Origin of the sequence: Stutzerimonas stutzeri RCH2, from assembly GCF_000327065.1 — a bacterium.
GTDB lineage: Bacteria > Pseudomonadota > Gammaproteobacteria > Pseudomonadales > Pseudomonadaceae > Stutzerimonas > Stutzerimonas stutzeri_AE.
Genome location: NC_019936.1, coordinates 1,239,011 through 1,261,171 on the forward strand (window position 1 = coordinate 1,239,011; position 22,161 = coordinate 1,261,171).

Consider the following 22,161-nt stretch of genomic DNA (forward strand, 5'->3'; position numbering starts at 1 on the left):
GGTCATGCCGGTTGCTTCAGGCGCAGCGGGACGATGCGGCCGGTGCTGTAGGCGCTGGGTAGCAGGGCCGCCGCCCGTTCGATGACGGTTTCCGGCGCGATCGGCAGCGCCTCGCTGTCGAGGCTGACCAGGCTGATGCCGGCTTTGATCGACACGAACCCTTCGCTGGTCTTCAGTGCCCTGAGGTTCAGACCTTCATGCAGCCTCTTGAAGCTGCTCGGCGAGCAACCTTTGGCGTCGTTGACCAGCGCCAGCAGGCCGAACTGGCTTTCGCTGATGCGGCAGACGATGTCGAGTGGCCGAACCAGCTGCTGCAGGCGGATGGCGATGGCACAGAGAATTTCGGCGTATACGGCTTCGCCATAGCGCTCTCGCAGTGCATCGGCTTCTGCCAGGCCGATCTGCAGGTAATACAGTGCCGAACCGCGGTTCTCCATCTGCCGCAGACTGGCCGCCATGCGCTGTTGCAGGTACCGCCCATTGCCCAGGCCGGTCAGCGGGTCCTGCAGGCTGTGCTGTTCGAGCGTGGCGACGTTCTCGGTCAGCTGGTGGTTTTCCTGCTTGAGCCGCTGCAGCGAACCACAGAGACGGTCGGCGGCGAAGATGCGCGGCAGCAGTTGCTCGTTCATCGCCGATTTGCTGATGAAATCGTCGACGCCGTGGTCGAACGCCTGGCCTAGCGCATTCTCGCTGTCGCGACCGGTGAGCAGGATGACGTAGCTGTAATGACCGCTCAGGGCATCGCGCTGGCGAATCTGGCCGGTCAGTTCGAGGCCGTCCATTTCCGGCATCAGCCAATCTGCCAGCAGCACATGTGCCGGGCGTTGCGCATGCTGCATCAGCGCATCGGCGGCACTGCTGGCGAAGCGAATATCCTGGTAGCCGGCCTTGCTCAGCGCGCGGCCGATCATGACGCTGGAAAACTTGGCGTCATCCACTACGAGGATGCTCAGAAGAGGGTTGGGCATGGCAAGCTCAATCAATTGAAGGGGGACGTCCTGTCACTCTTGCCGTAGGGCGGGCGCTGACACGTCGAATCGTTATAATGACCGCGCATTCTCAACCGTCAAGACACGCGCGCTCGGCACATGCGGCCCGTCGCGCTACATAGTGGAGGAATCCCATGCCCTCGTTCGACGTGGTGTCCGAACTGGACAAACACGAAGTCACCAACGCGATCGACAACGCCATGAAGGAACTGGATCGTCGTTACGATCTGCGCGGCAAAGGCAGCTTCGAGCAGAAGGACCTGACCGTGCAGCTGACGGCGGATGCCGAGTTTCAATTGGAGCAGATGCTCGAAATCCTCAAGTTGAGCCTGGTCAAGCGCAAGATCGATATCCAGTGCCTGGAAATCAAGGATGCCTATGCGTCCGGCAAGAGCACCAAGCAGGAAGTGGTGCTGCGCGAGGGGATCGACAAGGAGCTGGCGAAGAAGATTGTCGCCTACATCAAGGACGCCAAGCTCAAGGTACAGGCCGCCATCCAGGGCGAGCAGGTACGCGTGACCGGCAAGAAACGCGATGATCTGCAGGAAGCCATCGCCCTGCTGCGTGGCCACGAATTCGGCATGCCGCTGCAGTTCAACAACTTCCGCGACTGATTTTCTCTCCGCGTCCAGGCGCGTGCTTTACACCCCCGCTTTTCGTCGGTGCCCGTTCTCCGGGCACTGATGCCTTGAAGGAGTATCTCCATGGACCTCTCCGTCGACTACCTGGTCGATCTTTCCGAATCCTGGCTGCCCGTCGTGCTGCAATACGGCGCGCAGGTAACGCTGGCGCTGCTGACGTTTCTGTTCGGCTGGTGGCTGATCAACACCCTGACCGCCAAGGTCAGCAGCCTGCTGCAGCGCCGGCAGGTGGACCCGACCCTGCATGGCTTCATCGGCAGCCTGGCCAGCGTGGTGCTCAAGGTGCTGCTGCTGGTCAGTGTGGCATCGATGATCGGCGTAGAAACCACATCCTTCATCGCGGTGATCGGCGCTGCCGGTCTGGCCATCGGCCTGGCGTTGCAGGGTAGCTTGGCGAACTTCGCTGGTGGTGTGCTGATCCTGCTGTTCCGTCCGTTTCGCGTTGGCGAGTGGATCGAGGCGCAAGGTATCGCGGGCACCGTCAACTCCATCCAGATCTTTCATACGGTGCTCAAGACCGGCGACAACAAGACCGTGGTGGTGCCCAACGGGGCGCTGTCCAACGGGCACATCACCAACTTCTCCCGCGAGCCGCGGCGCCGTGCCGACATCAACATTGGCATCGACTACAGCAGCGACATCAAGTTGGCGCGCCAGGTATTGCTGGAGATTGCCGAGGACCCACGGGTACTGCGCGAACCCGAACCGGTGGTGTTCGTTACCGGGCTTGGCGACAGCTCGGTGAATCTGTCCCTGCGTGTGTGGGTGGCGACCGCTGATTTCTGGCCGGTGACCTTCAGCTTCACCGAGCAGGCCAAGGAGCGACTGACTGCCGTAGGCGTCGGAATTCCGTTCCCGCAGCGGGTAGTGCATCTGGTGCAGCGCTGATTCGACTGCAGACAGAACGAAGCCGGCATCTGCCGGCTTCGTCATTTTCAGCTGCGCTCCGAGACGCCTTCGCGTACCCCGTCATCCGGTTGCCCTCGGCTCCGGGTCCACTGCCAGGCAATCAGCACCAGCGTCGGGATGCCCAGCAGGGCGGTGACCAGAAAGAAGTTGCTGTAGCCAAGGCTTTCGACCATCACGCCGGAGTAGCCGCCAAGCAGGCGCGGCAACAGCAGCATCAGCGAGCTGAGCAAGGCATATTGCGTGGCGGAGAACTTCAGATTGGTCAGGCTCGACAGGTAGGCAACGAACGCGGTGGACGCCAGGCCGCCACTGAAGTTGTCGCAGGAAATGGTGACGATGAGCATCTGCAGGTTCGCACCCATCTCCACCAGCAGCATGAACATCAGATTGGTCGCCGCCGAGGCGACACCGCCGATGAAGAGGATCGGCAGGATGCTGAAGCGCACGATGAGCAAACCGCCGAATGCGGCGCCAAGCAGTGTCATGACCAGACCGAACAGCTTGCTGACGCTGGCGATCTCGTCCTTGGAAAATCCTTGGTCGATGTAGAACACGTTGGCCATTACGCCCATCACCGTGTCCGACATGCGATAGGTGGCGATCAGCCCGAGCAGCAACAAGGCCTGCCAGCGGTAGCGGACGATGAAGTCGGTGATCGGCGTCAGCACCGGGCCCATCAGGATGCGCCCGGGTGCCGACAGGCAGCCCCAGCAGATCAGCAGGTACATGGTGCCGCGGGGCCAGTAGCCGCCCCAGTAGGACTGGAACATGCCCGTGGTGGAAACCATCAGGATGATCAGCACGATCACCGATACCGCCTGATGGGCGAAGTCGAAGCGCGTCGGCCGTTGGCGTTCCTTGGCTTGGCTGAAGATGTGCCGTACCGGGACGAACAGCGCCCGTCCTACGGGCGAAATCGTCCCGAGAATGAACAGCGCGTAGAGTGTTGCCCGTGGCCAGGCCTGAGCGATCAGCGCATTGATCATTGCCGGTACCGAGATCAGCAGCACCAAAAGCAGGCCGACCGCTGCCAGTTGATGGTTGAAGCTGAAGCGTGACGGCTCGTTGGGGAGCGGGATGCCTGCATCCGGCTCACGGATCACCAGGCTGGTGATCAGGCCGGGAACGATCAGCAGCGCAAAGACCAGATAGGTGGTGGTCCAGGCCGCCTGGTTGTAGTCGAGGCTGCTCGATCCCAGCCATTCGGCGAGGAACAGCGCGCCAGCGCTGGCCAGCAGCATGGCGATCCGGTAGCCGGTCATGTAGCTCGCGGCCAGGGTCGCCTGCAACTTGTCCTCGGCTATTTCCAGGCGATAGGCATCGATGGCGATGTCCTGGGTGGCCGAGGAGAAGGCCACCACCACCGCCAGCGCGATGAGCATGGTCAGGTTGTGCTGCGGATTGCACAGCGCCATGCCGATCAGGCCGATGGCGATCAGCGCCTGCGACAGCACCAGCCATGAGCGCCGGCGGCCAAGGCTGCCGATCCAGGGCAGGCGCCACTGGTCGAGCATCGGCGACCAGACCCACTTGAAGGCATAGGCCAGACTGATCCAGCTGGCGAAACCGATGGTCTCCCGGGAAACGCCCGCTTCGCGCAGCCAGACCGACAGCGTGGAGAACACCAGTACGGCGGGAAGGCCCGCGGCGAAACCCAGCAACAGCAGGGCCAGCGTAGCGGGGCTGGCGTAGGCGGCTAGCGCATCGCGCCAGGTTTCACGGGACATACATCGAGGTTCTGTACAGTTCGGACGAAGGGGGCACTCTAACCGCTGTGCTCCGTCGAATGCCAGCCGTGCCGACGCAAGTCCACCCGGTCGTTGACGATGGTGAGCCCTTCGGCGCGCAGGCGCATGCGCTGCTCGTGTCCGGCGGCTGTGCCAGCTGGCAGGCTGAGGCGGCCGCCCGCGGCGATCACTCGGTGCCAGGGCAGGCTGGTGTCATCGGGTAGCTGTGACATCAGCCGGCCAACCCAGCGAGCAGCGCGGCCCAGCCCGGCCATGGCAGCCAGTTCGCCGTAGCTGACGACCTTGCCGGGCGGAATCTGCGACATAACCAGGTAAACGGCCGCGCGCCGCGTTTCAGCGTCGGCAGAGGGCGGTAGCAGCGGTGCGTGGTCAATCATGCAGGAGGCTTCCGGATGATGTGAGAGCCGGCGGCAGCGAACTCACGCTCCATTCGGCGGTCTGTGCTTGCTGTAGCTCAATGCATAGGGATAATGCCAGCCTTTCAACCGTCTTCGACAGATTTGCAGCCCTCATATGCTCACCAGAACCCTGCTTTGCGCGACCCTTTGCGCCGTTGCCCTGCCATCGTTCGCCGACACCGTTTGGCTGAAGAACGGTGATCGCCTGACCGGCAAGATCAGCGTGCTCGACGGCGGCAAACTGCTTATCGAAACCGAATACGGCGGCTCTATTCCACTGAAGTGGAACCAGATCGCCACGCTGGAAAGCGACCGCAAGCTGCTCGTCAAACAGGACGACGTCTCCGGCGAAATCGCGCATTCGCTGCAGGCCTCCGATCCAGGCAAGGTCACCCTGGTCAACGGTGCCGCGCCGCGCACGGTGGAGCTGGCGAGCATCACCCAGATCATCCATCCCAAGCCGCTGATTCAGGATTTGACCTGGAAAGGCAACATCGACGTGGCGATGGATTACAAGCGTGCGGAAACCGATACGGATGATTACGACGTCTCCTTCGATACCAAGGCGCGTCATGGCCTGTGGCGGCACAACGGCACCGGCAACTACAACCGCGAATACCGCGACGGTGTGACCGTTACCGACAACTGGGACGCCGAGTACGCGCTGGACCGTTTCCTCGATCAGCACTGGTTCTGGCAGGGGCGCCTGAGCTACAAGCGCGACCAGATCGAAGACGTGCGCCGTCAGCGCACCATCGGTACCGGTCCGGGTTACCAGTTCTGGGACAACGAGTTGGGCGCATTCTCGCTGGCCGGGCTGATCAACCGCAGCGACTACGAGTTCGCCGATGGCGACAAGGAAAACTTCTACCTGGCCGCGGTCAAGTGGGATTACAACCGCTACCTGGTCGGCAAGACCTTCGAGCTGTTCAGTACTGGCGAGCTTGGCAAGCCGCTGGAAAACGTTGCCGACTACGCGCTCGATGCCGAGGTTGGTTTGCGCTACAAGGTGACCGACTGGGCCTCGCTGAACATGAAGGCGCAGAAAGACATCATCAGCGGCGCCGACAACGACCTTGACGAGACACGCTACAGCATCGGGTTCGGGGTGGGCTGGTAAGCGAAACCCGCCGATTTGCACATATATAAAGAAGGCAGCCCGATGGCTGCCTTCTTTTTGGGGGCGACGACGCGATCAGAGGCGCAGGCCGCCATCGAGTTCGAGAATGCGCCCGGTGTAGTAGTCATTCTCGAAGATGTACGCCACCGAATGGGCGATCTCGGCCGGCTTGCCCATACGCTTGAGCGGAATGCCTGAAGTCATTTTCTCCAGCGCTTCGGGTTTCATGCTGGCAACCATCTCCGTCTCTATGAATCCCGGGGCCACGCCAGCGACGCGGATGCCGTAACGCGCCAGTTCCTTTGCCCAGACCACCGTGGCAGACGCCACCCCAGCTTTGGCAGCGGAGTAGTTGGTCTGCCCCATATTGCCGGCGCGGGAGATCGACGAGATGTTGATGATCGCGCCTTCGCTCTTCAGCTCGACCATCTTTGCGGCGACTTCGCGGGTGCAGAGGAACACGCCGGTCAGGTTGACGTCGATCACCGCCTGCCACTGCGCCAGGCTCATCTTGCTGATTTCGCCATCCTTGACCTTCAGTAGCAGGCCGTCGCGCAGGATGCCGGCGTTGTTAACCAGCCCGTGCAGGCCGCCGAAGTCCTCTGCGACGCGCGCGACCATATCGGTCACCTGTTCCTCATTGGCGACATTGCACAGGTAGGCCCGGGCATCCCCGCCGGCCGCCTTGCAGGCAGCGACAGCTTCGTCCAGGCGCTCCTGGTTCAGATCGACCAGCGCCAGCCGGGCACCCTTGCCCGCCAGATATTCGCCCATGGCGCGGCCGAGGCCCTGACCGCCGCCGGTGACGATGATGACCTTGTCTTGAAGCTGCATGCTGCTCATCTCCTGTTGTCGTTCTAATACGGGGCAAACGACGCCCGCCGGGGAAACCGTTATGCTGAGCGCTCCGTCGACCCGGACCCGTCTTTCGAGGAGCCCCAGTGAGCGCCGAAGCCCGCAAGCATGCCCGACAACTCCTGCTCAAGGAATACCGCGGCGTGCTCTCTACCCATTCCCAGGCGATGCCCGGTTTTCCGTTCGGTTCGGTGGTTCCGTACTGCCTGGACGCTAACGGCTGGCCGTTGATCCTGATCAGCCGCATCGCCCAGCACACCCGCAATCTCAAAGCTGATGGTCGCTGCTCGCTGCTGGTCGGCGAACGCGCCGCCGAGGATGTACAGGCGGCCGGGCGACTCACGCTGCTGGCACAAGCCCGTCAGCTCGATGAGCCGGCGGCGATCGAGTCGGCTGCGCAGCGCTATTACCGCTATTTCCCCGAATCACGCGATTACCATCGCGTGCATGATTTCGATTTCTGGGTGCTGGAGCCGGTGCGCTGGCGCTATATCGGTGGCTTCGGCGCGATTCATTGGCTGGACGACGTCGCCCTAGCCAATCCCTTCGCGGTCGAAAGCGGCGAGGTGGAGCAGGGCATGGTCGAGCACATGAACGAAGATCATGCTGCCGCCATCGCCCGTTACGTCGAGCAGGCGGGGTTGCCGCAGAGCCCCGCCGCGCAGATGGCTGGAGTCGACAGCGAGGGCTTTCATCTGCGCATCGGTCAGGCGCTGCATTGGTTGGCATTCGCGCAGCCATGCGAAACGCCGATGGCGGTGCGCCAGGCGTTGGTTGCCATGGCGCGTGGTTGATTCAGCTTCACTTCAGCGGCGTTACGCATAATCCGGTTACAGGCAATTTCTCACCCGGGTTGAATTAGACCCGTCATGCCGCCATCTACAGAGGACAGGAAGCTGATCTTCCGCCAAGGACCATCGATGCGAATCTTCTTTGTGCTGTTTCTGTTGTTTCCGCTGGCCGAGCTGTACGTGCTGATCAAGGTCGGCAGTTCCATCGGTGCGCTGGCGACCATCCTGCTGCTGGTGCTCAGCGGTATCGCCGGCGTACTACTGCTGCGCCTGGCCGGCTTCGCCACCGCCTGGCGCGCGCGTGAGCGTCTGGCGCGCGGCGAACTGCCCGAGCGCGAAATGCTGCAGGGGCTGATGATGGCTATCGGCGGCGGCTTGCTGTTCCTGCCCGGCTTCATCAGTGACGTGCTGGCGCTGATCGTGCTGTTCCCGCCGACCCGCAACTTCCTGTTTCGTCAGATCAATCGGCGGATCGAAGCGCAGATGCGCCGCCAACGCGCCTTTGCCGACGATCTGCAGGCGCGCTCCAACCCGCAGCGACCTAACGTGATCGAGGGTGAGTGGGAGCGCGATGACCGCGACCGCTAAGCCGATCACCCGGCATCCCGGCACGCCAGCAGGCGTGCCGGTTTCGTTTGTGGCCATGAAAATTTCATCTGCGCCCCTTGAAATGCTCTTGAACGCCCGCATGTAGCGGACACCGCAAGGTCGCTGTCGTATTCGACAGTCCGTCTTCTGCGGCTCGCATTGCGGGCCGCAACCGGCAACGCCGGATTTGCCCAACCCGCCGATGAAGGGTCATCGGCATGGAACCACTCTACTAGGAGAGATCGACAATGAAGCTTCGTCCTCTGCATGACCGCGTCGTGATTCGTCGCAGCGAAGAAGAAACCAAGACCGCAGGCGGCATCGTCCTGCCGGGCTCCGCTGCCGAGAAGCCGAACCGTGGCGAAGTCGTTGCTGTGGGTACCGGCCGCGTGCTGGACAACGGCGAAGTACGCGCCCCGGCCGTGAAGGTCGGTGACAAGGTGGTGTTCGGCCCTTACTCCGGCAGCAACACCGTCAAGGTCGACGGCGAAGATCTGCTGGTGATGAGCGAGAACGAAATTCTCGCCGTCGTCGAAGCCTGATCACCCGCGAATCTCCGTAAATAATTCACGAATTGAGGATCAATCAACATGGCTGCTAAAGAAGTCAAATTCGGCGACTCCGCACGCAAGAAGATGCTGGTCGGTGTAAACGTTCTGGCTGACGCCGTTAAAGCGACCCTCGGCCCGAAAGGCCGCAACGTCGTGCTGGAGAAGAGCTTCGGTGCTCCGACCATCACCAAGGACGGCGTTTCCGTCGCCAAGGAAATCGAGCTGAAGGATCGCTTCGAGAACATGGGCGCTCAGCTGGTCAAGGACGTTGCGTCCAAGGCCAACGACGAAGCCGGTGACGGCACCACCACCGCTACCGTTCTGGCCCAGGCCATCGTCAACGAAGGCCTGAAGGCTGTTGCGGCCGGCATGAACCCGATGGACCTCAAGCGCGGCATCGACAAGGCCACCATCGCCATCGTCGCCGAGCTGAAGAACCTGGCCAAGCCGTGCACCGACTCCAAGGCGATCGCCCAGGTTGGCACCATTTCCGCCAACTCCGACTCCTCCATCGGCGACATCATCGCCGAAGCCATGGAGCGCGTAGGCAAGGAAGGCGTGATCACCGTCGAGGAAGGTTCGGGTCTGGAGAACGAGCTGTCCGTCGTCGAAGGCATGCAGTTCGATCGTGGCTACCTGTCGCCGTACTTCATCAACAAGCCGGACACCATGGTCGCCGAGCTGGACAGCCCGCTGCTGCTGCTGGTCGACAAGAAGATCTCCAACATCCGCGAACTGCTGCCGGTGCTGGAAGCCGTTGCCAAGGCCGGTCGTCCGCTGCTGATCGTTGCCGAAGACGTCGAAGGCGAAGCCCTGGCCACCCTGGTGGTCAACAACATGCGCGGCATCGTCAAGGTTGCTGCAGTCAAGGCCCCGGGCTTTGGCGATCGCCGCAAGGCCATGCTGCAGGACATCGCCATCCTGACTGGCGGTACCGTGATTTCCGAAGAAGTCGGCCTGAGCCTGGAGACCGCTACCCTGGAGCACCTGGGTAACGCCAAGCGCGTCGTGCTGAACAAGGAAAACACCACCATCATCGACGGCGCTGGTCAGCAGGCTGATATCGAAGCCCGCGTTGCCCAGATCCGCAAGCAGGTCGAAGACACCACTTCCGACTACGACAAAGAGAAGCTGCAAGAGCGTCTGGCCAAGCTGGCCGGCGGTGTTGCCGTGATCAAGGTCGGTGCCGGTACCGAAGTCGAGATGAAAGAGAAGAAGGCCCGCGTAGAAGACGCCCTGCACGCTACCCGTGCTGCCGTCGAAGAAGGCGTGGTTCCTGGCGGTGGCGTTGCCCTGGTGCGCGCTCTGCAGGCCATCTCCGAGCTGAAGGGCGAGAACGAAGACCAGAACGTCGGTATCGCGCTGCTGCGTCGTGCCGTCGAAGCGCCGCTGCGTCAGATCGTCTCCAACGCTGGTGGTGAGCCGAGCGTGGTGGTCGACAAGGTCAAGCAGGGCGAAGGCAACTTCGGCTTCAACGCCGCCTCCGACACCTACGGCGACATGATCGAGATGGGTATCCTCGATCCGGCCAAGGTAACCCGTTCTGCTCTGCAGGCCGCGGCTTCCATCGGCAGCCTGATGATCACCACCGAAGCGATGATCGCTGAAGTGGCTGACGACAAGGCCGCTGGCGGCATGCCGGACATGGGTGGCATGGGCGGTATGGGTGGTATGGGCGGCATGATGTAAGCCGCCCGGCTCCTGAGCTGTAAAAGAAAAACCCCGCCTGGTGCGGGGTTTTTTTTGCCTTGCGACAGGCGCGTCGTAACAGGGGGAATGCAGCCGTTCGTCCAAAAGCCTGCCGGAATTAACCAGCTAGGCTACGGTCAGTTAACTATCCGACTAATCAAGGGCTTACGCCATGAAGCTGGAAATTGCTCGAGGATTGTTTCTGGTCGGCGCGCTTGGAGTCACCACCCTGTGCGTGGCGGCCTGGAATGAGCCGGGTGCCGCCCTGGTACAAAGCAGTGTAGAGCGCAGCTATTGCCCACTACCGCCTAACGGCAAGTCCCGGTTCGACGCTGCACGCCCCGACCAGGATCTGCTGTTGCTGCTGTACGGCCTGTCCCAGGGGATGCGCTGAAACGACAACGCCCGGCCTTTAGCTGACGGCGATCCCGGCGTGCTCGCTTGGGCTGCGGTCCGGTTGGGCTACCAGGTCATAGACTGCCGGTAGCACGAACAGGGTGAACAACGTTCCCACCGACATGCCGGTGGCGATCACCAGGCCGATATCGAAGCGGCTCACCGCACCGGCACCACTGGCGATGATCAGCGGCACCATGCCGAACACGGTGGCTGCGGTAGTCATCAGCACCGGCCGCAGGCGGATCGCCGCCGCTTCTTCCACCGCTTCGCGCCGGCTCAGCCCCTGTTCGCGGCGAAGCTGATTGGCGAACTCGACGATCATGATGCCGTGCTTGCTGATCAACCCGATCAGCGTCACCAGGCCCACCTGCGTATAGATGTTCATGCTCGACAGGCCGAGGAACAGCGGCACCAGCGCGCCGCAGACCGACAGCGGTACGGTGACCAGGATCACCAGTGGATCGCGGAAGCTTTCGAACTGCGCGGCCAGGACCAGGAAGATCACCGCCAATGCCAGCGCGAAAGTCATGTATAGCGCGTTGCCTTCCTGAATGTACTGCCGCGACGCGCCGGCGTAATCGAAACCGAAACCATCGGGCGCTTCTTCGCGGGCGATGGTCTGCAGTGTATCGATCGCTTCGCCCATGCTGACGATTGGAAAGCCCTGAATCATTGCCGCATTGAGTTGCTGGAACTGCTTGAGCTGAGTCGGTCGTGCGCGGTCGCGCACCTTGATCAGCGTCGACAGCGGCAGCATCTGGCCTTGCCCGTTGCGCACGTAGTAGTTGCTCAGCCAATCGGGGTTGTCACGATAAGCGCGCTCGACCTGGGCGATGACCTTGTAGCTGCGGCCTTCGATGGTGAAGCGGTTGATCTCGCCCTCGCCGAGCAGGGTGCTCAGGGTCAGGCCGAGTTCTTCCATGGACACGCCCATCTGCGCGGCCTTCTCACGGTCGATCTCGACCACGATTTCCGGCTTATCGAAGGCCAGGTCCACATCGAGGAAGGCGAACTTGCCGGACTCTTCGGCACGCTTGCGGATGCGCTCGGTCACCTGCAGCAGCGTCTCGTAGTCGTTGGCGGTGTTGATGACGAACTGGAAGGGCAGGCCCTCGCCAGTACCGGGCAGCGAAGGCAGGTTGAAGCCGAAGATCTGCAGGCCCGGCAGGCGATCGAGCTTGGCCTGAACCTCCGGCAGGATTTCCATCTGCGAGCGCTCGCGCTCGTCCCAGGGCTTGAGCAGGAAGCCGCCGATACCGCTCTGCACGCCGTCGAAACCATTGATCTGGAACCAGGAGTAGTACTCCGGAAAACTCTTGAAGATCTCCAGGAACTGGTCGGTGTAGGCGTTCAGGTAGTCCAGGTTGGCGGTCTTCGGCGCGCTGGCCATCATGAAGACGATGCCCTGGTCTTCTTCCGGCGCCAGCTCGCTCTCGGTGAACATCAGCAGGGCGGGAATCAGCGCGAGAACCAGCACGGCGAACACCAGCACCACCGGGCGGGTATTCAGCGTGCCGTGCAATGCACGCTGGTAGCGCTGCTTTAGCCGTTCGAACAGCTCGTCCAGGCGATGGGCGAAGCCGCTGGGATTCTCCTCATGACGCAAGAGTTTCGAACACATCATCGGCGACAGGGTCAGCGCCACGACGCCGGAGATCAGCACCGCGCCGGCCAGGGTCAGCGCGAACTCCTGGAACAGCGCGCCGGTCAGCCCCTGCAGGAAACCGATGGGCGCATAGACCGCCGCCAGGGTGATGGTCATCGTCACCACCGGCATGGCGATTTCCCGTGCGCCGTCGATCGCCGCCTGAAATGGTGACTTGCCCTGTTCGATATGCCGGTGGATGTTCTCCACCACGACGATGGCGTCGTCCACCACCAGACCGATCGCCAGCACCATGGCCAGCAGTGTCAGCAGGTTGATCGAATAACCCATGGCCTGCATGAAGAACATCACGCCGATCATCGACAGCGGGATGGTCACCACCGGGATCAGAACGGTACGCAGCGAGCCGAGGAAGAGGAACACCACGACGATGACGATCACCGCGGCCTCGGCCAGAGTCTTCACCACCTCGTCGATGGAGGCCTGGATGAACTCGGTGGCGTCGTAGGCGATGCTCGCCTTGAGGCCCGGCGGCAGCTGCGCCTCGATCTGCGGCATGATCGCGCGCACTTCCTTGATCACATCCAGCGGGTTGGCGCTGGGCGTGCCCTTGATGCCGATGTAGACAGAGGGAATGCCGTCGAACGAGCTGATCGAGTTGTAGCTCTCGGCGCCCATTTCCACTCGCGCAACGTCACCCAGCAGTACGCGGCTGTCGCCCTGGGTCTTGAGCGGGATGGCGGCGAACGCTTCCGGCGTCTTCAGCTCGGTGTCGGCGTTGATGCTGGTGACCACATACTGGCCCTTCACTTCGCCGGCCGCGGAGAGGAAGTTGTACTTGCGCACCGCCTCGTTCACATCACCGGCGGAGACGCCATAGGCGGCCAGTTTCACCGGGTCCAGCCAGAGGCGCATGGCGAACACCTGGTTGCCGAGGATTTCCGCTTCGGCCATGCCCGGTAGCGTCGCCAGCTTGGGCTGGATCACCCGCGACAGGTAGTCGGTGATCTGCGGGTTGGACAGCTGGTCGCTGTAGAAGCTGATGTACATCAGCGCCGTGGAGTCGGCCGCCTGCTTGTTCAGTACCGGGTCCTCGGCGGCTTGCGGCAGCTGGTTCTTCACCGAATTGGCCTGGCTGAGCAGCTCGGTGTAGAGCCGATCGGTGTCGGCACCGATGCGCGCATAAACCGAGATCACCGAGGCGTTCTGCTGGCTGACCGAGGTCATGTAGTCCACGCCTTCGGCGCTGGCCAGACTCTGCTGCAGCGGTTGGGTGATGTAGCCCTGGATGGTTTCGGCATTGGCGCCCGGGTAGGCGGTGGTCACCGTGATCAGGGCGCTTTCCATCTGCGGATACTGGCGAATGGTCAGGCTGTTGAACGCCTGCATGCCGAGCAGCACGATCAGCAGGCTGATGACGCTCGCCAGTACCGGGCGGCGGATGAAGGGATCGGTGAAGGCCATGGGCAAGTACCTGGAACTGTTCGATGTGGCGCTGCCGCCTGAGCGGCAGGCCCCTTATTCGGACGCCGGCTCGGTGCCGTCGAGCTTGAGCGTGCGGTTTTCGGCGATGGCGACATGAGCGCCGCTGTCCAGCTTGAGCTGGCCGGCGGTGATCACCTGCTCGCCGCCTTCGAGACCTTCGAGGATGACCGTCACGCCATCGCGCCGCTCACCGGTGGTGACGAAGCGGCGCTCGACCACCAGATAGGGCTCGTCGGTGGTGACGCCCTCCGGCGGCGTACCTTCGGTCACCAGCAGTACCGAGTTGCCGTACAGCGTGTAGGTGATGGCGGTTTCCGGCACGACCACCTGCGCCGTTTCGGTCGGCAGCAGGACCTGCAGGTCGGCAAACATGCCGGGCAACAGGCGTCCGTCCGGGTTGGCCAGCTCGGCGCGCACCTGCACGTTGCGGGTAGTGGTTTCCACTTTCGGGTTCAGCGCCGTGATCACGCCTTCGAAACGCTGGTCGGGATACGCCGCCACGCGCAGCTGCACCTTCTGTCCGAGGGCCAGCAGCGGCACATGTTGTTCGGCCAGGAAGAAGTCGACATAAAGCGTGGAGAGATCCTGCAGTGTGGCGATCGGCGTGCCGGCGGCGATGTAGTCACCTACGTCCACCTGACGAATGCCGATGGTGCCGGCAAAGGGCGCCAGAATGCGCTTCTTGGCCAGGCTGGCACGCAACTGGGCCACGCTGGCCTCGGCCTTCTGCGATTCGGCGTTGAGCCGGTCGTATTCGCTGCGGGAAATGGCCTGACGGTCCAGCAGGCTGCGCGCCCGCTGGAATTCCACACGAGACAGATTGAGGTCCGCTTCGGCGCTGGCCAGGCTGGCGCGTTCCATCTCGCTGTCCAGCAGCACGATAGGCTGCCCCTTGCTGACCTTTTCACCAGACTGGAACTGCACATCGGTAATCGTCCCGGCGATCTCGACGCTGAGGTCGATGCCCTGGGAGGCCCTGAGCGTACCGATTGCCGGCAGACGGCTCTGCCAGTCCATGCGTCGGGCGAGCTCGGTCTCGACGTCGATCGCCGGCTTGGGTGCCTGGAACTGCTGGATCTGTTGGTAGATGGAATTGAACTTGAGCGCGGCGAGGATCGCAACGACGACGACCACCGCGCCCAGCATGAACAGCATGCGGCGCAACATTTTCCGATTTCCTTGGAGATGTGAGCCGGCTGTCTACTGCCGTGATCGAGGCAGCCGTTCGAACGGTCCGATCATCGTCACGATGGACGATCGCTGGCACTGGCGCAGCTGGAACGGGGAGGGAGGAACTTAGCCCCGAATCGGAGGCAAGTAAAGGGGGAGAGAGGGCGGAAGACCAGTGAAATGCGGGGCGGGCGACAGACTGTCAGCCCGCCCCGTTTATCGTCAGCCGGCGAGGCGTTGGGTGACTTCGGTCAGTTGCGCCGACAGCCCGTGGAGGTTCTGGCTGGCCGTTTCGGTGCGCTCGACGTTCTGCTGGTTGATGGTGGCGATCGAGGTGATCTCGGTGATGTTGCGCGAGATGTCTTCGGCGACAGCAGTCTGCTCCTCGGCAGCGGTGGCGATCTGGCGGTTCATGTCACGGATGGCTTCTACCGCTTCGGTGATGCGCTGCAGCATCAGACCGGCCTCGGTTACCTGGCCGACGCCCTGTTCGCTGCGGGCCTGGCCGCTCTCGATGGCGCGCACCGCATTGCTCGCGCCGGTCTGCACGGTATCGATGATCTGGTGAATCTCGGCGGTGGACTCGGCCGTGCGCTGCGCCAGGGTGCGCACTTCATCGGCGACCACGGCAAAGCCGCGTCCGGCATCGCCCGCACGGGCCGCCTCGATGGCGGCATTGAGCGCCAGCAGATTGGTCTGGTCGGCGATCCCGCGGATCACTTCCAGCACCTTGCCGATGCGGCCGCTGTCGCCTTCCAGGCGGCGAATGACCTCAGCGGTGCTGGCGATCTCGCCGCTCACGTCGGTGATGGTGGCGATCGTTGCGCGCATCACCGCTTCGCCCTGTTGTGCCGAATGGTCAGCGGCATCAGCGGCCTGCGCCGCTTCGGCAGCGTGTCGCGATACCTCCTGGGCGGTGGCGGACATCTCATGCATCGCCGTGGCGACCTGGTCGGTACGCGAGAACTGCTCGCGAGTGCCGTCTGCCATCAGCCTGGCGATGGCGCTCAGCTCGCCGCTGGCGCTGTCGAGATTGGACGTGCTCTGCTGCAGGCGGGTGAAAGTGTCGGCAAGAAAATCGCGCAGCACGTTGGCGGCGACGGCCAGGCGGCCCAGTTCGTCGGCGCGGCTGGCATCCACACGGTCGGCAAACTTGCCCTGGCTGAGGCGCGCGATGTGCTCGATCAGGCTGCGGATCGGCTCGATGATCCGGCGATTGACCAGCCACAGGCTGAACAGTGCGACCACCACGCTGGCGAGGATCATGATGAGCGGGCCGAGGGATGCGGTGCTCTGTGCATCGGCACGGATGGTTTCCGAACGCTGCACGGCAGCGTCGCCCAGCTGTTTGACCAGCTCGCTCAACTGAGCGCTGGTCGCCCGGTCGATACCGGCTACCGCGGCGTCCCCGGCGAGCGGGTCGCTGTCGGCGGCAATGTAGGCATCCAGGCCCTTGCGATAGGCAACGCCGAGAGTGCGGTGCTCGCTACGCAGGCTCTCGATCTGCTTGGCCAGTTCCGGTTCGTCGGCGGTCAGTACCAGTAGATCGCCCAGAATCTTCTGCACCTTGGCTTCCTGGCCCTCGAACTGGCTCCAGTAGCGGTTGCGAGAGTCCGGCTGTTTGCCGCGCAGCAGCACGTTCTTCCATTCCTGGACCTGCACCTTGAACTCGAGGTTGGCCTCGTCGACCAGTTGCAGCTCTTCCAGCGGGCCGTCGAGCAGCGCCTGGAAATTGTCGATATTGCTACTGAGCAGACGGATGCAGGCGAGCGCAATCAGCACTGTGAGCAGCAGACTGCCGCCGATCAGCGCGAGAATCTGCGCGCGCAGGGACTTCTGAAACATGGGCAAGGCCTCGTATGAAAAACTCGATGAGGCATCCCTGCCGTAGCCTGCATGCATCGGCGGTGTGGTGCGTTTCTTGAGCTAGACGATGCGTAAATGGTTGTCCCAGAGCCCGGCCGGCAACTCCAGCGGCGTGCTGGCGATGCCTTTGCCACGGCAATCGAACAGGCGGCAACGACCTTGGCCAGAGCTGACCACGAAGCCCTCGGCGACTGCCGCGACGCCAGCGCAGTCGGGCAGGTGGGCTTCCTGGCGTAGCTCGGTACTGTCCAGATCCCAGATGAAGACCTTGTTACCTCGTGGTGCGGTTACCGCCAGCAGGCGCAATTCGTCGTGAATGGCGAGGCTCGCGGTGTACTGGTTCATGATCTGCCGCTGCCTTTCGCCCAGCGGGAAGTGCTGGAAGGCCTGCCCGGGCCGCTTGATCGCCAGCAGCGGTACGCGGTCCATGGCATCGCCCTCGTACTGCTGGCCACTGACGATGGTGCCGTCGGCGGCGATCGCAAGATGACGCACGCTGTTCATCCGCTCCGGCAGCTGTTCCTTGCTGATCAGGCGGCCGTCGCGGCGCAGCAGCACCAGGCTCGGCTCCATGGCATCGAGATTCATCATCGCGCGGCTGTCCGCTTCGGTGCGGATGCCGCCATTGGCGATCACCAGGGTTTCGTTGTCCGGCATCCACAGGAGCTGATGTGGGCCGATGCCGTGGGTCGCGTGCTCGCCGACGCGCACCAGCTGTCGATCTTCCAGACGGTAGACACCGAGCACGCCACGGCCGGCATCGGCGGTGTCGTTCTCGGTGGTGTAGAACCATTCACCATCCTGGTGAAACACGCCATGACCGTAGAAATGGCGATGTGGCGGCGACGCCAGCACCTGCAACAGCCGACCGTCACGCGAATCGATCAGATAGCTTTCGCGGCTCGGGCGACGCCCGACGAATACTGCGAGCGGCAGATAAGGATGGGGGTAGACATCGTGGCAGCGCTCGGCGACCGGCGTGGCGAATACCTGACTGCCGTCGAGACGATAACCGACGGCGTAATGCTTGCCGTCCTTGTCGTTGCGTGCCGACAGCAGCACCGGCTGGTCCCCCTGACGGGTCAGTGTCCAGCCGGCAATGCCGCCGGCTGCAAACATGGCGCCGGTCAGGCCAAGCAGGGTTCGGCGCCTCATGCTCAGTCTCCGTCGTGCGCGTTGAAACCGATCTGCACGCCAAGGGCGCGGGCCAGTTCCAGCTGATGCAGGCGATGCAGGCCGTCGATGCGCTTGTACAGCGCGTCGAGCTCGCCCCGCCCCGCCTCGTTACCCATCAGCTCGGCGAAGGGCTGATTCATGCCTGCCAGCTGCTGCAACAGCTCGGCATAAGCGGCGTCGATGCGCTTGGCCAGATCGACCTGCTCGGCACTGAGCAGCTTGCGCAGGCCGTCTTCGTTGGCGCCCAGCCACAGGCTTTCGGCACCCGTGATCGCTGAGGTGACGTTGGCCAGCGTCGTGTCGCTGCGCCAGCCTTCAGCCTGATAGGGCTGCGGATGGCCCTTGGTCTGACGGCCGAGCGGGGCGCCGAGCTTCTTCTTCAGGCCATCGAGTGCGGCGACCTGAACGCGCAGCAGCTCGGCGATCGCTTCACTCGGCTCGGCGTAACGCTCATTGGGAAAATGGCGCAGTTGGTCGGCCACACCGTCCTTGTCCTGCCATTGCTGCAGCACGCTGGCGGCAAGCTGCTGCTGGTGCTCGCCGATCGCCGTAAGCAGCGGGCAATAGCGCTGCTTGGTAGCAGCATCGTCGAGGGAGATGCTCTTATCGAAAAGAATGTACTCGTAGGCGCTAAGACCCTGGACCACGACGCTGGCACCATCCAGATCGGCCTGGGTGAGGTCGGGTTTGCTGTTGAGCAATGCGCTGACCTGGCGCGCGACGAGATTCTTCTTGTCCGGCCAGAACTGCACCTGCCAGGCCAGGTTGCCTTCGCCCATTGGGCCGATCAGCAGCGGCTGCAGGCCGGCCCAGGCGGTCTGCGCATGCACGAAGGCTTCGCGCGCTTCCTCGGTGGTCTGGTTGTCGGCGCAATAGGCGATTGCGCTCGCGGCGAGGCGGCGGTCGGCTTCGGCCCACTGGCTATAGCTCGGCAGCAGTACGCCATCGGTCAGTGCCTTGCTGGTTTCGGCGCGCGGGTCAGCCGGGGTGCAGGCGCTCAGCAGCAGGGCGGTCAGCAGGCCGCCGCTGGCAATGCGCAGGGAATAGGAGCGGATCATGGTGTCCTCATAGGCTTTAGCGCGGAAAGCTGGATTGAATGGTATTCAGAGCGATTCGAGGAAGCTCAGCAGCGCGTTGCGTTCTTCCTGGTTGAAACCCAGTACGACCTGGCGGGCTTTCTCTGCTTCGCCGCCGTGCCAGAGTATCGCTTCGAGCAGATTGTGGGCGCGGCCGTCGTGCAGGAATTGGCTATGCCCGCTGACCGTCTGGGTCAGGCCGATACCCCATAGAGGCGCGGTGCGCCACTCACGGCCGCTGGCCTCGAACTCGGGGCGGTGATCGGCCAGGCCTTCGCCCATGTCATGCAGCAGCATGTCGGTGTAGGGGCGGATGAGCTGGTTGGCCAGCTCCGGTTCCGCTGCGTCGGCGGCGGTGGTGAACTGCGGTACATGGCAGCTCTGACAGCCGGCACGGTGGAACAGCGTCTTGCCGGCGAGCACCTGCGGATCGCCGACGTTGCGCCGCGCCGGCACGCCGAGATTGCGGGTGTAGAACAATACCTGGGCAAGGATATTGTCACTGACTTCCGGCTCGCCGCCGTCAGGCATGGCGCGGCACTCAGTCTGTCGCTCGGTGCAGCTGCTGCCACTGAGCAGGCTGCTGGACAGCCCCATGTCGTTGAAGAAGGCGTCGGCGTTCTGCTGATTCAGGCTCGGCTGGCCGGCCTTCCAGCCGAAGCGACCCATCACGGTTTGCCGGGTGGTTTGGTCGAAGACCCGGTTCGGGCGCCCGGAAATGCCGTCGCCGTCGCGGTCATCGGGGTCGGCATTGGCCAGCAGCGCCTCCTCGGGGATCGCTTCGAGCAGGCCGAGGCCGATCATCGGCGGCGCAATGCGCAGCGACATCTGGGTATCCGGCTGCATATCGCCGTAGCCCAGTTCGCTCAGCTCGATGATCGGTTTGCGTAATTCGATCTCGGTACCGTCGGCAAACTGCACGCGCTCGCTCGAATAGCGCAGACGTACCTTGCCCTCTGGCGCGACGCCGGGAACCGCCATGTCCTGCAGCTGGCCGCCATAGCTCGGCTCGGGGGCGATGCCGCGCTCGCGGACGACCTCGGCGTGCTCTGGCCCCGCCGGAATCGACAGCCGCACCAGCATCGAGACGGCGCTTGCCGCATCCGGCGCCGGCGGATGTCCGCGGCCGTCCTTTATATGACAGTTCTGGCAGGCGTTGGTGTTGAACAACGGGCCGAGGCCGTCGCGCGCCGTGGTGGACGCGGGGGCGATGACCCAGGGGTTGCGGAAGAAGCTGTTGCCGACGCTGAAGTCGAGCCGACGTGTCGGCGCGAGGTTGGCCGAAGGCATGGAGAAGGCGTTCTGGTCGAACCTCATGACCGTGGTGGTGCCGCCCGAGAGGGCTTCGCCGGGTTCGGCCTGTTCGAAGCGCGGCGTTTCATCGGTGCCGCAGGCGGCCAGAGCCAGGGCCAGCAACGGAAAGAGGCGGCGAAACAGCGGGCGCATGGAGAATACCTGCGGAGCGTGAATTAAGCCGCGCGATCTTAGCAGGCTAAGCGAGATGGAATAAGAGGGATTTGCATTTGCGTGGAGGCCGCAGCATTGCGCATTAGCGTTTGGTGTGGATCCAAGGGGGACACGGGCGCAGGGGCTGCGCCCGTGTCAGAGCCGATCAGAACTCGTGATCGGCTGTGTCGGGGTTGAGATCGCTGATGCCGAGAGCGGCGGCGGCCTGTTCGATGGAGGCGGTCTGCTTCACCAGTGCGGCGATGGCGTTGCGCACCTTTTCCTGGCCTGCGGTGTTGTCCGTCGCGATCAGTTGGTCGAAGGCTTCGCCGTTGTTGGCGCTTTCAACCAGTACCTGCAGCTTGGCTTCGGTGGTTTCCAGGTCAGTCTTCAGCGTGCTGTCCACTTCAGGACTGACACCTTGCACCAGCGAGGCGAGGCTTGGGCCGGTCAGGGTGCTGCCGTCGGCGCGCTTGTACTCGCCCAGATAAACGTTGCGAATGCCGCGGGCGTTGAAGAAGTGCGAGTTGTGCGTGTTGTCGCTGAAGCAGTCGTGCTCGTCCTCGGTGGAGTTGGCTTCCAGTGCGACTTTCATGCGCTCGCCGGCCAGTTCGCCAAGGGATAGGCTGCCCATGCCGAAGAGCATCTTGCGCAGGCCGTTTTCGCCCGATTCGGCTTCCAGGCTGGCACGGTAGTTCTCGGCGCCCGGCTGCCACTGTTCGACCATTTCCTGCAGATCGCTTACCAGCAGGTCGGTGGCGACTTTCAGGTAGGTGCGGCGACGCTCGCAGTTGTCGCCGGTGCAGCCTTCGCCCACGACGTAGTCGGTATGCGGACGCTCGCCGGCGCCCGGACCGGTGCCGTTGAGGTCCTGGCCCCAGAGCAGGAACTCGATGGCGTGGTAGCCGGTGGCGACGTTGGCCTCGGAGCCGGCCAGTTCGTTGAGGCTGGTCAGCAGCTCGGCGGTGATCTCGCTGGTGGCGATCTTGTCTTCGCCTATCTGCAATTCGGTATTGGCGATGATGTTGGCGTTGGCGCCCGGGTTGCCGAGGGCGTGCTGGTAATCACCTTCGACGTAGTCGATCAGGCCTTCGTCGAGCGGCCAGGCGTTGAGCTGTCCTTCCCACTCATCGACCACCGGGTTGCCGAAGCGGAACACTTCGCTCTGCATGTAGGGAACGCGAGCGGCCAGCCAGGCTTGGCGAGCGGCCTGCAGCGTTTCTTCGCTGGGGTTGGCGAGCAGCGCATCGATGGCCTGCTGGAGTTGCACCGCGGTGCTGTGGGCATCGCTGAACACAGCCAGGGCAAGATCGGCGTAGTGGCTGACCACGGCCTTGGCGGCCTTTTCGTCCGGCTTCTGCGCCTGTTCTGCCGGCACGCTCTCGGTTGTGCTTTGCGGTGCAGCGGTCTGGTTGGTCGGTGTCTTGTCTTCACCGCAACCGGCGAGCGAGATGGCCACAGCGAGAAGGCTGGCGGTTGCCCAGATGGGGGTGCGTAGCATGTGCGGGTTCCTTTGCGTGCGAATGAACGAAGCCGAGTGCTGCTCGGAAGCGCTCAATAATGCGAAAGATTTTCATTTTGTGCAAAGCCAATGCGTGCACGGCCTCTCTCTTCCGTGTCAGCGCAACCGGTAGAATGCTGGCGTTTTGAAGCCAAGG

General features: G+C 63.1%; 19 protein-coding genes. 8 read left to right on the forward strand and 11 right to left on the reverse strand.

Going from position 1 to position 22,161, the window contains the following annotated elements; all coding sequences use genetic code 11:
- Window positions 1–2: 2 nt before the first annotated feature.
- Entirely contained in the window at window positions 3–968 is a 966-nt protein-coding gene (locus PSEST_RS05555; RefSeq protein ID WP_015276026.1) for a response regulator, read from the reverse strand.
- 155 nt (window positions 969–1,123) lie between these two features.
- On the opposite strand from PSEST_RS05555, the gene PSEST_RS05560 reads away from it, so the two are divergent.
- Entirely contained in the window at window positions 1,124–1,603 is a 480-nt protein-coding gene (locus PSEST_RS05560; protein WP_015276027.1) for a YajQ family cyclic di-GMP-binding protein, read from the forward strand.
- Between the two features lie 90 nt (window positions 1,604–1,693).
- On the forward strand, window positions 1,694–2,518 hold the full coding sequence (locus PSEST_RS05565; protein WP_015276028.1) for a mechanosensitive ion channel family protein: 825 nt from the start codon (window positions 1,694–1,696) through the stop codon (window positions 2,516–2,518).
- Between the two features lie 47 nt (window positions 2,519–2,565).
- On the opposite strand, the gene PSEST_RS05570 is transcribed toward PSEST_RS05565, so the two are convergent.
- Entirely contained in the window at window positions 2,566–4,266 is a 1,701-nt protein-coding gene (locus PSEST_RS05570; protein WP_015276029.1) for an AmpG family muropeptide MFS transporter, read from the reverse strand.
- Window positions 4,267–4,304: 38 nt separating this feature from the next.
- Window positions 4,305–4,664 carry an MGMT family protein gene (locus PSEST_RS05575; RefSeq protein WP_015276030.1) on the reverse strand — a complete coding sequence of 120 codons (360 nt, stop codon included), beginning with the start codon at window positions 4,662–4,664 and terminating at the stop codon, window positions 4,305–4,307.
- Between the two features lie 136 nt (window positions 4,665–4,800).
- Between PSEST_RS05575 and PSEST_RS05580 the strand changes: the two genes are divergently transcribed.
- Window positions 4,801–5,805: a DUF481 domain-containing protein gene (locus PSEST_RS05580; RefSeq protein WP_015276031.1), complete on the forward strand. Its 1,005-nt coding sequence runs from the start codon at window positions 4,801–4,803 to the stop codon at window positions 5,803–5,805.
- A gap of 75 nt (window positions 5,806–5,880) precedes the next feature.
- On the opposite strand, the gene PSEST_RS05585 is transcribed toward PSEST_RS05580, so the two are convergent.
- Window positions 5,881–6,639: an SDR family oxidoreductase gene (locus PSEST_RS05585; RefSeq protein ID WP_015276032.1), complete on the reverse strand. Its 759-nt coding sequence runs from the start codon at window positions 6,637–6,639 to the stop codon at window positions 5,881–5,883.
- A 107-nt stretch (window positions 6,640–6,746) separates the two neighbouring features.
- On the opposite strand from PSEST_RS05585, the gene PSEST_RS05590 reads away from it, so the two are divergent.
- The 5 genes from PSEST_RS05590 (at window position 6,747) to PSEST_RS05610 (ending at window position 10,673) form a co-directional block, all read left to right on the forward strand.
- Window positions 6,747–7,454: a HugZ family protein gene (locus PSEST_RS05590; protein ID WP_015276033.1), complete on the forward strand. Its 708-nt coding sequence runs from the start codon at window positions 6,747–6,749 to the stop codon at window positions 7,452–7,454.
- A gap of 126 nt (window positions 7,455–7,580) precedes the next feature.
- The gene (locus PSEST_RS05595) at window positions 7,581–8,039 is read left to right on the forward strand and encodes an FxsA family protein (protein WP_015276034.1); all 459 of its coding nucleotides are present in this window, start codon (window positions 7,581–7,583) and stop codon (window positions 8,037–8,039) included.
- Window positions 8,040–8,287: 248 nt separating this feature from the next.
- Window positions 8,288–8,581: a co-chaperone GroES gene (locus PSEST_RS05600; protein WP_015276035.1), complete on the forward strand. Its 294-nt coding sequence runs from the start codon at window positions 8,288–8,290 to the stop codon at window positions 8,579–8,581.
- A gap of 48 nt (window positions 8,582–8,629) precedes the next feature.
- On the forward strand, window positions 8,630–10,279 hold the full coding sequence (gene groL, locus PSEST_RS05605; protein ID WP_015276036.1) for a chaperonin GroEL: 1,650 nt from the start codon (window positions 8,630–8,632) through the stop codon (window positions 10,277–10,279).
- A gap of 172 nt (window positions 10,280–10,451) precedes the next feature.
- A complete protein-coding gene (locus tag PSEST_RS05610) occupies window positions 10,452–10,673 on the forward strand; it encodes a hypothetical protein (protein ID WP_015276037.1) in 222 nt (73 codons plus the stop codon).
- A gap of 18 nt (window positions 10,674–10,691) precedes the next feature.
- On the opposite strand, the gene PSEST_RS05615 is transcribed toward PSEST_RS05610, so the two are convergent.
- The 7 genes from PSEST_RS05615 to PSEST_RS05645 form a co-directional block, all read right to left on the reverse strand.
- Complete coding sequence (locus PSEST_RS05615; RefSeq protein ID WP_015276038.1) at window positions 10,692–13,748, reverse strand: multidrug efflux RND transporter permease subunit; 3,057 nt, start codon at window positions 13,746–13,748, stop codon at window positions 10,692–10,694.
- A gap of 54 nt (window positions 13,749–13,802) precedes the next feature.
- The gene (locus tag PSEST_RS05620; protein WP_015276039.1) at window positions 13,803–14,936 is read right to left on the reverse strand and encodes an efflux RND transporter periplasmic adaptor subunit; all 1,134 of its coding nucleotides are present in this window, start codon (window positions 14,934–14,936) and stop codon (window positions 13,803–13,805) included.
- Window positions 14,937–15,161: 225 nt separating this feature from the next.
- A complete protein-coding gene (locus tag PSEST_RS05625) occupies window positions 15,162–16,784 on the reverse strand; it encodes a methyl-accepting chemotaxis protein (protein WP_015276040.1) in 1,623 nt (540 codons plus the stop codon).
- An 81-nt stretch (window positions 16,785–16,865) separates the two neighbouring features.
- Window positions 16,866–17,960, reverse strand: a complete 1,095-nt coding sequence (locus PSEST_RS05630; RefSeq protein ID WP_015276041.1) for a DUF1513 domain-containing protein — start codon at window positions 17,958–17,960, stop codon at window positions 16,866–16,868.
- Between the two features lie 2 nt (window positions 17,961–17,962).
- Window positions 17,963–19,039 carry an imelysin family protein gene (locus PSEST_RS05635; RefSeq protein WP_015276042.1) on the reverse strand — a complete coding sequence of 359 codons (1,077 nt, stop codon included), beginning with the start codon at window positions 19,037–19,039 and terminating at the stop codon, window positions 17,963–17,965.
- A 45-nt stretch (window positions 19,040–19,084) separates the two neighbouring features.
- Window positions 19,085–20,503, reverse strand: coding sequence for a di-heme oxidoredictase family protein (locus PSEST_RS05640; RefSeq protein ID WP_015276043.1), 1,419 nt, complete (start codon window positions 20,501–20,503; stop codon window positions 19,085–19,087).
- A gap of 166 nt (window positions 20,504–20,669) precedes the next feature.
- Window positions 20,670–22,004: an imelysin family protein gene (locus tag PSEST_RS05645; protein WP_015276044.1), complete on the reverse strand. Its 1,335-nt coding sequence runs from the start codon at window positions 22,002–22,004 to the stop codon at window positions 20,670–20,672.
- Window positions 22,005–22,161 lie beyond the last annotated feature (157 nt).

What these genes read in the sequence shown, in the direction of transcription:
- PSEST_RS05555 (WP_015276026.1), bottom strand. Translation starts at nt 968, where the DNA reads ATGCCCAACCCTCTTCTGAGCATCCTCGTAGTGGATGACGCCAAGTTT.
- PSEST_RS05560 (WP_015276027.1), top strand. Translation starts at nt 1,124, where the DNA reads ATGCCCTCGTTCGACGTGGTGTCCGAACTGGACAAACACGAAGTCACC.
- PSEST_RS05565 (WP_015276028.1), top strand. Translation starts at nt 1,694, where the DNA reads ATGGACCTCTCCGTCGACTACCTGGTCGATCTTTCCGAATCCTGGCTG.
- PSEST_RS05570 (WP_015276029.1), bottom strand. Translation starts at nt 4,266, where the DNA reads ATGTCCCGTGAAACCTGGCGCGATGCGCTAGCCGCCTACGCCAGCCCC.
- PSEST_RS05575 (WP_015276030.1), bottom strand. Translation starts at nt 4,664, where the DNA reads ATGATTGACCACGCACCGCTGCTACCGCCCTCTGCCGACGCTGAAACG.
- PSEST_RS05580 (WP_015276031.1), top strand. Translation starts at nt 4,801, where the DNA reads ATGCTCACCAGAACCCTGCTTTGCGCGACCCTTTGCGCCGTTGCCCTG.
- PSEST_RS05585 (WP_015276032.1), bottom strand. Translation starts at nt 6,639, where the DNA reads ATGCAGCTTCAAGACAAGGTCATCATCGTCACCGGCGGCGGTCAGGGC.
- PSEST_RS05595 (WP_015276034.1), top strand. Translation starts at nt 7,581, where the DNA reads ATGCGAATCTTCTTTGTGCTGTTTCTGTTGTTTCCGCTGGCCGAGCTG.
- PSEST_RS05600 (WP_015276035.1), top strand. Translation starts at nt 8,288, where the DNA reads ATGAAGCTTCGTCCTCTGCATGACCGCGTCGTGATTCGTCGCAGCGAA.
- groL (WP_015276036.1), top strand. Translation starts at nt 8,630, where the DNA reads ATGGCTGCTAAAGAAGTCAAATTCGGCGACTCCGCACGCAAGAAGATG.
- PSEST_RS05610 (WP_015276037.1), top strand. Translation starts at nt 10,452, where the DNA reads ATGAAGCTGGAAATTGCTCGAGGATTGTTTCTGGTCGGCGCGCTTGGA.
- PSEST_RS05615 (WP_015276038.1), bottom strand. Translation starts at nt 13,748, where the DNA reads ATGGCCTTCACCGATCCCTTCATCCGCCGCCCGGTACTGGCGAGCGTC.
- PSEST_RS05620 (WP_015276039.1), bottom strand. Translation starts at nt 14,936, where the DNA reads ATGTTGCGCCGCATGCTGTTCATGCTGGGCGCGGTGGTCGTCGTCGTT.
- PSEST_RS05625 (WP_015276040.1), bottom strand. Translation starts at nt 16,784, where the DNA reads ATGTTTCAGAAGTCCCTGCGCGCGCAGATTCTCGCGCTGATCGGCGGC.
- PSEST_RS05630 (WP_015276041.1), bottom strand. Translation starts at nt 17,960, where the DNA reads ATGAGGCGCCGAACCCTGCTTGGCCTGACCGGCGCCATGTTTGCAGCC.
- PSEST_RS05635 (WP_015276042.1), bottom strand. Translation starts at nt 19,039, where the DNA reads ATGATCCGCTCCTATTCCCTGCGCATTGCCAGCGGCGGCCTGCTGACC.
- PSEST_RS05640 (WP_015276043.1), bottom strand. Translation starts at nt 20,503, where the DNA reads ATGCGCCCGCTGTTTCGCCGCCTCTTTCCGTTGCTGGCCCTGGCTCTG.
- PSEST_RS05645 (WP_015276044.1), bottom strand. Translation starts at nt 22,004, where the DNA reads ATGCTACGCACCCCCATCTGGGCAACCGCCAGCCTTCTCGCTGTGGCC.